The organism is Dorea sp. OM07-5, from assembly GCF_003481355.1.
Taxonomy (GTDB): domain Bacteria; phylum Bacillota; class Clostridia; order Lachnospirales; family Lachnospiraceae; genus Dorea_D; species Dorea_D hominis.
Window position 1 is genome coordinate 20451 of record NZ_QUKZ01000007.1, and the last position, 12611, is coordinate 33061.

General features: G+C 41.2%; 14 protein-coding genes. 2 read left to right on the forward strand and 12 right to left on the reverse strand.

What is annotated here, in order from left to right:
• Positions 1 to 7 precede the first annotated feature (7 nt).
• The 6 genes from pstA to DXC04_RS08200 all read right to left on the reverse strand — a co-directional run bounded on the left by pstA (position 8) and on the right by DXC04_RS08200 (position 5347).
• Entirely contained in the window at positions 8 to 871 is an 864-nt protein-coding gene (pstA, locus tag DXC04_RS08175; protein ID WP_118519565.1) for a phosphate ABC transporter permease PstA, read from the reverse strand.
• Complete coding sequence (pstC, locus tag DXC04_RS08180) at positions 864 to 1739, reverse strand: phosphate ABC transporter permease subunit PstC (RefSeq protein ID WP_118660749.1); 876 nt, start codon at positions 1737 to 1739, stop codon at positions 864 to 866. Before pstC ends, pstA begins: the two co-directional genes overlap by 8 nt.
• Position 1740: 1 nt before the next feature.
• Positions 1741 to 2649, reverse strand: a complete 909-nt coding sequence (locus DXC04_RS08185) for a substrate-binding domain-containing protein (RefSeq protein ID WP_118519567.1) — start codon at positions 2647 to 2649, stop codon at positions 1741 to 1743.
• Positions 2650 to 2841: 192 nt separating this feature from the next.
• Positions 2842 to 3945 (reverse strand): YARHG domain-containing protein, encoded by a 1104-nt coding sequence (locus DXC04_RS08190; RefSeq protein WP_021861202.1) that lies wholly within the window; start codon positions 3943 to 3945, stop codon positions 2842 to 2844.
• A 39-nt stretch (positions 3946 to 3984) separates the two neighbouring features.
• Positions 3985 to 4674 (reverse strand): double zinc ribbon domain-containing protein, encoded by a 690-nt coding sequence (locus DXC04_RS08195; protein ID WP_118660751.1) that lies wholly within the window; start codon positions 4672 to 4674, stop codon positions 3985 to 3987.
• A 73-nt stretch (positions 4675 to 4747) separates the two neighbouring features.
• Positions 4748 to 5347, reverse strand: a complete 600-nt coding sequence (locus DXC04_RS08200; protein ID WP_021861204.1) for a DUF4234 domain-containing protein — start codon at positions 5345 to 5347, stop codon at positions 4748 to 4750.
• A 322-nt stretch (positions 5348 to 5669) separates the two neighbouring features.
• Between DXC04_RS08200 and DXC04_RS08205 the strand changes: the two genes are divergently transcribed.
• Positions 5670 to 6389, forward strand: coding sequence for a zinc-ribbon domain-containing protein (locus DXC04_RS08205; protein ID WP_118660753.1), 720 nt, complete (start codon positions 5670 to 5672; stop codon positions 6387 to 6389).
• A 256-nt stretch (positions 6390 to 6645) separates the two neighbouring features.
• Here DXC04_RS08205 and DXC04_RS08210 read toward each other — a convergent pair whose 3' ends face one another.
• The 6 genes from DXC04_RS08210 to DXC04_RS08235 all read right to left on the reverse strand — a co-directional run bounded on the left by DXC04_RS08210 (position 6646) and on the right by DXC04_RS08235 (position 11086).
• Positions 6646 to 7584 carry a sulfurtransferase gene (locus tag DXC04_RS08210; protein ID WP_021861206.1) on the reverse strand — a complete coding sequence of 313 codons (939 nt, stop codon included), beginning with the start codon at positions 7582 to 7584 and terminating at the stop codon, positions 6646 to 6648.
• Positions 7585 to 7597: 13 nt separating this feature from the next.
• Positions 7598 to 8044, reverse strand: coding sequence for a C-GCAxxG-C-C family protein (locus DXC04_RS08215; protein WP_021861207.1), 447 nt, complete (start codon positions 8042 to 8044; stop codon positions 7598 to 7600).
• 19 nt (positions 8045 to 8063) lie between these two features.
• A complete protein-coding gene (locus DXC04_RS08220) occupies positions 8064 to 8240 on the reverse strand; it encodes a DUF3641 domain-containing protein (RefSeq protein ID WP_117536929.1) in 177 nt (58 codons plus the stop codon).
• Complete coding sequence (locus tag DXC04_RS08225; protein WP_021861208.1) at positions 8212 to 8919, reverse strand: TVP38/TMEM64 family protein; 708 nt, start codon at positions 8917 to 8919, stop codon at positions 8212 to 8214. Before DXC04_RS08225 ends, DXC04_RS08220 begins: the two co-directional genes overlap by 29 nt.
• Before the next feature lie 45 nt (positions 8920 to 8964).
• Entirely contained in the window at positions 8965 to 9945 is a 981-nt protein-coding gene (locus DXC04_RS08230) for a (Fe-S)-binding protein (RefSeq protein ID WP_118660755.1), read from the reverse strand.
• 208 nt (positions 9946 to 10153) lie between these two features.
• Entirely contained in the window at positions 10154 to 11086 is a 933-nt protein-coding gene (locus DXC04_RS08235) for an AEC family transporter (RefSeq protein ID WP_118519575.1), read from the reverse strand.
• Between the two features lie 547 nt (positions 11087 to 11633).
• Here DXC04_RS08235 and DXC04_RS08240 point away from each other — a divergent pair.
• Positions 11634 to 12503 (forward strand): YitT family protein, encoded by an 870-nt coding sequence (locus tag DXC04_RS08240; protein WP_021861211.1) that lies wholly within the window; start codon positions 11634 to 11636, stop codon positions 12501 to 12503.
• Positions 12504 to 12611 lie beyond the last annotated feature (108 nt).

Genomic DNA, 12611 nt, shown 5'->3' on the forward strand with positions numbered 1-12611 from the left:
TCTGTTCTTACGATTTTGTAAGTTTCTTCGCTGCAATTCCTGACAGTGTGTTAATGACAACTACAAGGACAAGCAGAATAACAGCGGTTGCATATGCCTGATCCATATAAAGTCCTTCACTTGCCAGATTATACATATGAACTGCCAGTGTTCGTCCGGAACTCATTACATTCTTTGGCATCTTTGCCAGTGTTCCGGCAGTATAGATAAGTGCCGCTGTTTCTCCGACAATACGTCCGACTGCAAGAATCACTCCTGCAAGGATTCCAGGCACTGCCGACGGAAGAACAATCCGAAATACCGTTCTAAGTTTTCCGGCTCCCAGTCCAAAGCTTCCTTCTCTGTAAGAATCCGGCACAGATTTCAGTGCTTCCTCTGTACTACGCATGATCAGCGGCAATACCATAATTGACAATGTAAATGCTCCTGCGAGAATGGAGAATCCCCAGTGGCAGAATGTTACAAAGAACAACATACCAAACAGGCCATATACGATAGACGGGATTCCCTGTAACGTCTCCGTCGTCAGTCTTATGATTTCTACGAATTTATTTCCACGTTTTGCATATTCCACAAGGTAGATTGCTGAAAATATACCAAGCGGAACTGCGATCAGAAGTGATAACGCTGTCATGATCAATGTGTTGATAAGCGCCGGCATAAGTGATGCATTGTCAGAAGTATAGGTAAATGAAAACAGTGACGGTTTCAGATACGGTACTCCATTGACCAGAATATAGGCAATCAGAAAAAGTAACGCTGCAAATGTAATAATTGCTGCAATCAAAACTAAAAGCATTACGATGAAAGAGCCCGGTGTCCGTTTGTAGCTTTTCAGTTTTTCTTTTACAGAACCTCCCTGTCTACTCATGTTCACTCCTCCTCTTTAATAGTGCTACGCTGAAATTCAATAGCAGAATAAATACGAACAACACAACGCCTGTTGCGATCAGCGCTTCTCTGTGCAGTCCTGCTGCATATCCCATCTCAATTACGATATTGGCTGTCAGTGTACGCACACCGCGGAAAATGCCTTCCGGCATTCTTGCCTGGTTTCCTGCAACCATGATAACTGCCATCGTTTCTCCGATTGCACGGCCGATCCCAAGAACCAGTGCTGCGATCACTCCGGATTTTGCTGCCGGAATGACAACTCTGAAAATAGAACGTTCGTGAGTAGCTCCAAGTGCCACTGCCCCTTCATAATACTGTTCCGGGACTGCTCTAAGCGAAGACTCTGTAAGTCCGATAATAGTTGGCAAGATCATCATTCCAAGTAAAATAGACGCAGTCAGAATACTGTTTCCATTTCCATGAAATCCCATATTCCGACCAAACTCTCTGACTAACGGTACAATTACAACCAGTCCGAAGAATCCGTAAATAACAGAAGGAATTCCGGCAAGAAGTTCCGTTGCTGCTTTTAAAGGTTTATAAATTCTTTCCGGGCAATAGTACGCCATAAATACTGCTGTCAATATTCCAATCGGGACACCGATAATGATCGCTCCTGCTGTAACATATAAGCTTCCTACGATCATCGGGAAAATACCAAAGATCTCGTTCTTCGGGCGCCAGAGCGTTCCCGTCAGGAATTTTACAAATCCGATTTCTTTCATTGCAGGTATGCCATTTGCAAATAGAAAGATACAAATGAGTGCTACCGCCAGCACCGAAGCACAGGCGGCAACAAAGAAGATTACCTGCATGACTCTTTCAGTCAATGCTTTTCTTTTCATATTATTTTACTACCTCATCCCATGTGGTTGCATCGCCGGTGTAGATGGTCTTTACCTGATCTGCTGACAGTTCATCTGTTGTGTTGTTCTTGTTTACGATGACCGCAATACCATCTGTTGCGATGACTGTGTTCTGTAATTTAGCGGCTTCATCATCTTTCAGATCACGGGATGCCATTCCGATATCATAGCTTCCATCGATTGTTGAAGTCATACCTGTTGTAGAATCTGTTGTCTGAAGTTCTACATTTGCTTTGCTGTTTACTGCTTTGTAACCTTCGATCAGTTTTTCCATAACCGGTGATACAGAAGAAGATCCACCGACAACTACTTTACCGGAAACTTCTTTTCCAGAGTAAGGTTTTGCTCCGTCTACCGGAATATAGCCGTTATCTGATACGATTTTCTGTCCTTCTTCACTCATCACATAATTGATGAAATCTTTTGCAACTTCATTTTTCATATCTTTCTTTACTGCGATGTTGAATGGTCTGGATACTTTATATTTTCCTGCTTTGATATTCTCTGCTGTTGCCTCAGCTCCGTCAATCTTCAGTGCTTTTACGCTGTCATCCAGAGATCCGAGTGATACATAACCGATAGAATAATCATCGCCTGCTACTGTTGTCATCATAACAGATGTGCTGTTTGTGATCTGTGCTTCATCTGTTGTCATATCCACTTTCTCACCGTTTTTCTCTTCTTCAATGCCGAACAGTTCAATGAATGCTCCTCTCGTTCCTGAGCCATCTTCTCTGGATAAGATTGTGATATCGTTTGATGAATCCCAACTTGACTCGCTCTTCTTATCACTGCCGTTATCTTTACTGTCGGATTTTCCACATCCTACTGCAAGTGTTCCGACCATTGCTGTCATTGCTACTACTGTAATAAACTTTTTCAATTTCATTTTCTTTGTCTCCTTTGATTTGGATATTTTGCAATATGTTCTTTACAGTTATGTATCATACAGGTCGATTGTAAAATCCAAAATCGCAGGATTGTAAAAACTATGTAAAATAAGAAACGCGACAGATTTTCGCCTGCCGCGTTTCTTGTTTGTTCTTTTTATTTATATTCCTTAATAAATACTATGCTCTTCTTATTCATATTTCTTGATGAAATCTACATTCTTCTTTTCTATCGGACTTAAATAAGAATCTTTAAAATCTTTCGGAGCAATGTATCCGTTATACCATGCCTGTGAATCAAAATATACCTGCAATGACTGATCATCAAACAGACGGCCTTCTCTTGCATAGATTTCATTTCTTGCAAGTCTGAGTTCCGCACTGGAAAGCCCGCTGATATCTGAATAATCAAGCAGATAATCCGAACTGTACGGAATTACATAACCGCTGGAACTGATATAGTGTCTCTGATTATCATATGGATTGATAACAATGATCTTACTTGTATCGCCACGGTTATTTGCATTGTTATTCGTCTTTTTCTTTGCTGTCTGTTTTACTTTGATACTCTCAGCCGTAATATAATACGGTGTTTCTGTCACTACGTCTTCGATTTTCTTAGAAGCTTCGGTATCACCGGTAACAAAAATATAGTTATCACCTTTCTGAAGTTCAAACTTCAATGTTTTCGTTCCTTCTCCAAGCATGCACAGTTCTGTCTTAGTTGTTCCTTTATCCGGATAATTTACTTTCCAGCCAAGTCCACCCTGGTCATTGGATGGTGTATAACTGAACTTCACTTCCGCAGTACCTTCTTTTTGTGTCGAAATCACAAAGTAGTCCACATCATCTTTGGAATCGATATAGCCGGTCACTGGTTTTCCTTCTTCCAGTGTAATCGCCTGATTTATAGAATCATTTGGCTCATTGGAATCTTTTACTTCCTTTTTTTCCGGCTCTTTCTGCTCTGTTGTTTCCGTTTTTGTCTCTGGTTTTGTCTCTTTTGGGGACCTTCCAAGTCCAAATACAACGAGTGCGATAATCACCACCGCCATAACAGCACATACAATGCCAAGTATAATAACCAGATTTTTTGATCCTTTCGGCTCATTCTTCTGTACTCTTTCTTCCTGCTCGTCCGGCCACTCGGTTGCAAATTCCTCATTTGCATCTGGTGTTTCATGTACAGCCGGTGCCTCTTCGGTTTCTGTTTTGTGTCCACAATGTGCACAGAACATTGCACCCGGCTCTATCGGCCGGCCGCAGTTAGGACAAAATCTTGCTCTCTCTCCCATCTTACTTCTTCCTCCGTACTTTTTCTTTCCTTATTATTCTTAATTTTCTTCTTTTATTTTTTCTTCTTTCAGTTCTTCTTCCGTAATCTCCTGCGCTGTCTCTTCCAGAGCTTCTTCAATATCTGCCAGTACTTCCGGCTCAGATTCAGACTCTGCTTTTAATTCCGGCACATTCTCCGATATTGCTTCTGCCAGCATTTCTGACTCCGGCTCCGGCATCCTTATATTTTCCGGCTCTGGCTCCGGCATTGTCTGTCGGCTCTCTTCTTCCAGTTTATTTCCACAGTTAATGCAGAACAGAGCGTCACCATCATTTTTGAAACCGCAGTTTGTACAATATTTTTCTTTTATATTTGAGGCTTCCAGATTCTCTTTTACCGTCAATGAAGAGCCACATTTTACACAGAATTTGGAACTTATCTTATTGCCATATCCACACTGTGGACATGGTTTTACTTCTGTGGCCAGACGCAGTTCTTCTTTTTCTTTCTCAATCTGTGCACGCAATCTACGGATCTCAGCAAATAATTCTTCATATTCGGTTCCCACTTCCTCTGCGTGCCGTTTCACACACTGCACACCAACCTGATATATGAGTTTCTCTATCATCTTCTCGTCATCTCTGATTTTCGCAGAAATCCGCTCACTCTCCAGTCCATCTTTTATCTTTGTTGATATTCCCTGACCAGCGGCATTGATCGAGTCTTTCATTTTATCCAGCATCGCCATATGTCGTCCTCCCTATATCTTTTCAAGATTTGCTTTCTCAAAGCATATAACAGCCCTAAATGTCTCTCATCTGTTATAAATTGTTCTGTCTGTTATATGCATTGCAAATCCGGTTACTGTTCTTGATCAGGATGTGCATTGCAACAAACGGTCCCAAACCACATAATAAAATTCCGATCAGATCCCACACTAATACAGTTGTTCCGTTCTCTGGAAATGTCATTCCGTAGCGCGGTGCATTGGTGCAAAGCCTGTTTCCTATTTTATAAGACCAGTAGAATGAATAAATTCCACAGGTCAGGAATGACAATATAATAAATGCAGCCAGACCGGACGTCATCTCTCCATCGCCTTCACATGCAATGTTCACATCATGCGCCATTTTATATATGAAATAATAACTGTAGATTCCGCAGGTAACGATCGACAGCAGTATGTATATGGCAAGACTTCTGTCATCCTGCAGTCTCTCTTTTCTTCCTGCCGGCATCTGATTATTACTGCTAAAGCTCTGTTTTACATTGTGTATCTCACTTTCCATTTTCCGTTCGGTTGACCGGAAAGTCTGATTCACCTGCTCAGAAAACTGCTTTTTTATTGTGCATGGATTGCCACACTTCGGACAAAACTTTGCGTTATCGGGCAGTTTCGCCCCACATTTCGTACAAAACACTATTTTTCTTCCTCCTCATTCCTGTATAGTTCCTGCGGATATGCAGGCTCTATCGATACCTATGATACCCACGGATTGTTCCGTGCTGCTCTGGTATCATGTAAATGATGTCAGGGTCATTAAGCCGTAAAACCACTTCCGTGCAAGCACGTCGTGGTTTCAGGCTTTTGACCCTAGCGTTATATAAATTTTATCATAGTAAAATATCATTGTAAATATTAGCATTATGAAGAATCTCCGTAAATTTTAAAAGGGAAATTGCATTTTTATGCTATCAATGCTAAACTAAGCTAAAACTTAACGAACACAAAGGAGAATTATTATGTTTTGTAAACACTGTGGAAAGCAGCTGACAGATGGTGCAAAATTCTGCCCCGACTGCGGAACCCCTGTTTCTGCTAAAGCTCAACATACACAGCAGCATTTCGAAGCTACAGCGTCACACAAGCAGACACCACACAATGAGGCTGCGCATCCTACACCACATAACCACGAACATCGAACTCAGCAGACTGCAAAAACAGCATCGCATAACCACACACATCCAACACAGACAATAAACCACACAAAATCTTCTGTAGCAGGTGCAATGAATTATACCGCCTCTGATATGACAACAGCTCCTGCACAAAAAGTACGCAGAAATTTTACAATTGGAAATATTGTCACCTGGATTGGATGCTTCCTTGCATTTATATCCATGTTTATGACATTTGCCACGGTATCTATTCTTGGTTTTTCCCAGACAGTCACTCTTTTTGACACTAATGACGGAAAATTATTTCTTGCAGTGATCCTGGCAGTGGCGGTTATTAACTTCTTCCGTATTGATATTATCAGCCTGATCGGATCATGTGTCGGTGTTTTCTTCCTTCTTATGGAATACAAAGATGCCGCCGATAAATTACAGCAGTTTTCTTCTATGGTTCATTATGGAATCGGACGAATGCTTCTGACTGTCGGAATTATTCTGATGGTACTAGGTGCAGTCGCAAGTATCTTCCTTCGCAAGAAGAATGTGAAACTGAATGTTTTACAGTAAATCGACGGACGGATATAAATGTAAATATTATCTGACCCAATGTAAGATAATACACTATATTACATGCTATATATTTTATCAAAGCCAGCTGATTTGCTGGCTTTTTATTTACGCCATATACTTTTGCACAAAACACGTAATAAGATAAAAAGAGCAACCACACCCTATTTTTATTCAGTCGCATAACCGACTCTCTTAAAACGGATGTGATTGCTCTTGAATTATCATCTTTCAATCACTGATAATTTGTTAATTCCTATTTTTCAACATCTCCGACTACAGCCCATCTCCAGAATGACTGGTCATAGTTCCATGTATTCTTGCATCCTGCCATTTCAAGTACAAGCTGCATATATGCGGAACGAATACCGCCTGTACAATAAGTTACGATCTTGTCATCTTTGGAAATGCCCGCATCTTTTAACATCTTATCAATGTCAGCCTGTGATCTTAATGTTCCGTCTTCACGGAAAAGATCTGTATACCGAATATGGATTGCTCCCGGAAGATGTCCGCCTTTTGCTTCGTTATATTTCTTAGCACCTTCATACTCTTCATCTGTACGAACATCAACGATCTTGTAATCTTTGTAGTTCTTCTGAAGTTCTTCTGTTTCCATGTCATGTGTCATGTCAAGTTTGTCGATCTTCACATCTACTTTGTCTAACTTGGAAGGTCCTTTCTGTGTCTCAGCTCCGGCATTTACCAGCGCTTCGTATCCACCGTCAACCATCTTAAGGTTTGTGTAACCTGCTACGCGCAGCTCCCAGAGAACACGGGCATCTTCTCCCCATCCTCCAAGTGTCTCACCTAAGAGAACGATTTCCTTGTTCGGATCAAGGCCGAGGTTGCTGAGTTTTTTAGATAACTCTGCAGGCTGTGGAACTTTTCCCCAGTTCTCATCGCCCTGCTTGCCATATTTGTCTTCGCATGTTCCAAGTGCCTGCCAGCTTGTAGCTGCTGCACCCTTGATCGTCTCTTTATTAGAATATTTCTCGCCACGGCAGTCAAGAAAAATTACATTGTCATCGCCCATCAGTTTCTTCGCTTCTTTTGCGGTTATCAGGTATTCTCCTTTAAAAGAATCCTTGGAAACCAAATCGTCGTCCGATACTCCTTTTGCTTTGCTTCCGCATCCAACTACAAGCATCATAGCCAGCAGTCCGACACCCATACATCTGATAAACTTCTTCATACCATTTCTCCTCTTAATCTTCGTTTAATATTTCTTCTGTGATCTGGATCACCTTTTCTGCAAGACACGGACAGAACTCTGTCATCTTTCCGCTGTCTAATGCCCCTTGAAGTCCTTCCGGTGTAGACACATCATAACCGATGATCTCTTTGCAGTTTACAGAACCATATTCCTGTTCAAAACGATTCTTAAACTCCATGTATTTTCCGATCATGACATTCTTCTGGTCCATCAGTCCTTCTTCTTTTGTGTGTCCATACTTCATACCGATCGCCATCAGCGCTCCGGTATAAGCACCACAGACAGATCCTAACATCATGCCACCTCCAAAACAGGCAGCAATACGGTTTGCTTCGTCTTCACTTAAGTCAAACCGCTCTGCAAAATGACGGAACACTACCTGTGAACAGTCATATCCTTTTATAAAGTTGTCTTTAATTTCATTTGCCTTCTGGTTCATATTCTTGTCTCCTTTATTTCTATTTTCCTGCATAACAATGTTTGTCAAACAGAATCTTACGCTTTTTATACGGAGTCCCTACCAGGTCCATAATCGTTGCTTTCGATCCGATCGGCAGATCGATCGCCTGATTAAAATCACAGTCATAAACCTTTGATATTATAAAATTATTTTGTTTTCTTTTTCTGTTTTTCATTATATAACTGTTTGAACAGAACGATAAGACCTGATAAAGCAAATAAGATCAGAAGTCCTGTTACGAGCAGTTTTGCTCCTCCGGTCAGCATACCACCCACATAAGAGTAAACGATGGTTGCCGGAAGCTGTCCGATTCCTGTAGCTACGAAAAATCCCCAGAAAGACATAGATGTAAGACCTGCTGCATAACTTACATAATCAAATGAAATAAACGGCAGAAGTCTTGCGATCAGGATACTTAAATTTCCATGTCTCTCAAAGAAGACATCGATCTGCTGAAGTCCTGCTTTGCTTGTAAGCTTCTCAGCTACATCTCTTCCCAGAATTCTTGCGATATAGAAGCAAAGCACTGCTCCTGCCATCGCACTTGACCAGGAAAGAATCGCTCCCTGCCACCATCCGAATAAGTTTGCGTTCGCAAATGTGATCAGGAATGCCGGAAGCGGGGCTGCTACAGACTGTAAGATCATCAATGCAAAAGACACAGCTGCTGCATATGCACCGTAAGATGCAACGAATTCTTTGACAACGGTAAAGTCGCCGCTTGCAAATGCTGCAAAAATACGATTCATCAGCTTATTTACACTCGGTACGCAGAAATAAACTGCCACACATCCTACAATCAACACGATTACTATAATCTTACTGAGCCATTTGTTTCGTTTTTTTGTTTCCACCTCTTGTTCTCCTTTTTCTTTGTTTCCTTTTGTTCTCTCTTGTTTCTATAGATACTTTGTCCGCATACGATTGATCAGGGATTTGATCGTATCCGGTTTTTCTTTTGTTCCCAGAATCTCCGGCAGGACGTGACGTACCTGCTTACAGCCGTTTCTGGTCAGATTGCCTGCACAGGAGCCGCAATATGTATAAATCGTCTGCGGATACTTCTTCACTGTCTCAGCAAAGCTTTTTGCTATCTCCGGTTCTTTGGCGCAGCCCTGTCCGCCAAGGCCACAGCACTGGATATCCTCCAATGTCTGAAATTCTGCGTCTGAAAACGCCTCAATGTCTGTGATCCATTCTCCCTTTTCTCTGTCAGGGCATGGACGAAACATCGTACCGCCGGTCAGACACTTCTCACCAAGATGCAGTTCCTTTAATTTCTGATAAATGTTCACTACACGGATCGTAAGTCTTGGCTTCAGAAACGCATAACAGTTCGGACACATCGTAATGACCTCTGTCACCCCCGCATCATCCATGCGCTTCTGAATTCCCTGCATAATACGTTCCTCTTCGTCTTCCATTCCTATATCTGCGATTGGTTTTCCACAGCAGTCATAGACCACACCGATCCCGGCTTCTTTTTCAAACAGTTCCACCAGAACTTTTGTTGTCTTCGGATATACAGACGGGAAATTGCATCCCGGAAATAACACACTCTTCTCTGTCACATGCCTATAATTGCGATATGAATATTCCTTTTTTTCAGAAATGGTCCGCTTGTACTCTTTGTTCACCCGCGCGCCTTCGTCAGATGCAACGCTGGCTCTGCGCATATCCATAATGATTCCCTGTCCGTCAATCCCCACCGGACAGACTTCTGAACATTTGCCACATAAAAAGCAGTGATACGCAAGCTTATTAAGCTTTTCGGTATCACCTATATCAAGACCATACTTTTTCAAAAAGGAACAATTCTCCTGACAGACATGACAGTGGATGCATTTGTCTGCATCTTTTACTCTCTCATTCTGACACATGTTATTATCCTCTCTTTTCTATTTACTCTCGCTCATTGTATCATCAAATCCGTATTTCGTATAATTGATATTGTGAATATATCATTGTAAATATAGGTTGTGTCTATATGTATTAAACCCACCGAAACGCTCTGTTTTACTTGGTTTTCCACTTATTGATACAAATTTATCATACAGACAAATAAATATGTCTTTTACAAACCGTATTTTACATCAAAACTTCAAATGCATATACCATTAGCGGCATTGTCAGAATGGATAACAATGTTGTCATCACATTAATTGCACTTGCATAATTTGAATCATTTCCATACACCTGACACATCTGCGTTACCGTTGATGCAGAAGGTGTGATCACCGCCAGAAAGACAACAAGCAATATCTTCTTTCCATCCGGATGCCAGCTGATCAGATGACTGAATTTTAATAGGAGCAAGGATATCATCGGTACAACCACAAGTCTTAATGCTGTCACAAAATAAATCCGTCTATTCGCAAACACTTGTCGCAGGCTCATCTGGGCAAGTAACATTCCTGTAACGATCATGCTCGCCGGTCCGATCATAACACCAACCGCACTCATTGTCCCATCCACGATTTCCGGAAGTTTAATCTGTAAAAAGAATAAAACAATTCCCAGGACAACTGCGATCATATTGATATTAAATACGATTTTTCTCCAATCCGTTCCCTCTTCTCTGCTGATAATCTTTTTCCCATGTGTCCACATAAACACCAGCTGCACGCTCATAAAAACACAGCCGCAGAGCACCCATTTTTCACCCAGGATAAATGTTACCAAAGGTACGATCAGATTTCCTGAATTTGAATAATATACCGATGCCAATTCTACTTCATCCATTTTCAAAGCTTTTGCAATTGCCCATACTGCGATCAGCAAAATGATCTGCAATAAGACCGATGCCGCAAATGCAAGTTCTAATTCCTTTACCGTATTTTTCGTATAGGTTACCTGGAACGCATGAATGATCACACACGGAATTACCAGATACAATACAATTTTAGATAGCACTTTACTATCCTCAGCCGTTACAATACCGGCTTTCACTACCAGGTAACCCATCAGGATCATCAGAAATAGTTCTGCAATCTGTTTCATTAATAAAATACTGATTTCCATATTGTCCCTCCTTTTGCTGTCGAGCATAGCTATATAATGTTTTGTTTTTATATCTTAATTAAAAAAAGCGTCTGGCACTAATATAATATTTTCTGGCGCAGAAAGCAAGTTTTGTGATATGATAGAAATGTTGGGCATTTTGTCCGTTATGAACCTCAATAGAATATTTATATAATAAGAAGAAAGAAAATCTGAAGTTCCGGCTTCTTCTGGATCTTTTACAATTTCCGTTAAGCCTGTTTTTCACCCGCTTTCTGAACCTATTTTCAGCACTGATCCCGGATCTTGGGGATGCATATAGTGATCAGTTTGCCGGAAGCTTTGCGGGAAGAGTCTGTTTTCTCATTGTTGCAATCATTTCTGCTTTAAACCTATGAATCTGCTTGCCGGTCTTGAAACAGCTACACAGGAAGCGATACCTGTCGATCTTGAAGCAGCTGAATAGGGAACTATATATGCTGATTTTGAAGCAGCTGACCAGGAAAATATATGTGTCGGTTCAGAGGTTGCCGACAACATAAAATAAAACAAAAGAGGAGAATTATCTATGCATAAGAAAGAAACTGTTTTTCAGAAAATCATGTCTGTACTTGTGGTCATTTTGGGGAATATGATCTATGCTCTGGCATTAAAACTGTTCCTTCTCCCTTCTGACCTGATGACCGGTGGTACAACCGGTATCGCACTTGCCGTAAAACATTATACCGGGTTTAATATTTCCGGCGTTATTTTAATTTTTAATATCGCAATGCTGATCGTAGGTTTCATCGTTCTTGGTAAAAAATTTGCCCTGACAACGATCATCAGTACATTCGCTTATCCGATCTCACTGGAATTTTTCAACCGACTCTTCAGTGATTTGGTGCTGACTGACAATATACTGTTGTGTACCATCTTTTCCGGACTCGGTATCGGCATTGGACTTGCCATTGTCATCCGGAGCGGTGCTTCCACCGGTGGTATGGATATCCCACCGCTGGTGCTGAATCATTTTTTCCGCATCCCGGTATCTGTAAGTCTGTATGTATTTGACTTTACAATTCTGATCTTCCAAGCAGCTTATAACCCGGTTGACAATGTACTCTACGGAATCATCCTTGTCATGATCTACACGATTGTACTCGACAAATTACTCGTCTTTGGCACAACACGTATCGAAGTGAAAGTCATGAGCAATGAACACGAAAAGATCCGTCAGGCAATCATTACAGAAATGGACCGCGGCGTGACAGCCCTGTCTGCCCGGAGCGGTTATATGGATGAGCCAACCCAGATGATCTTCAGCGTAATCTCCAACCGCGAGCTTCCACGGATTGAAAAGATCATCCGCGAGATTGATCCGGAAAGTTTCGTTGTTGTAAGCCATGTCAGTGAAGTGCGCGGACACGGCTTTTCATTAGAGAAAAAATATAAATAAAACTATTTCCGGTAATTGTGGAACTTCCTTAGCTGTTATCACTTATGCATCACTTATGCATTATTTATTCATTATTTTGTATAAATATTAAAAAGTTTATAAGATGTG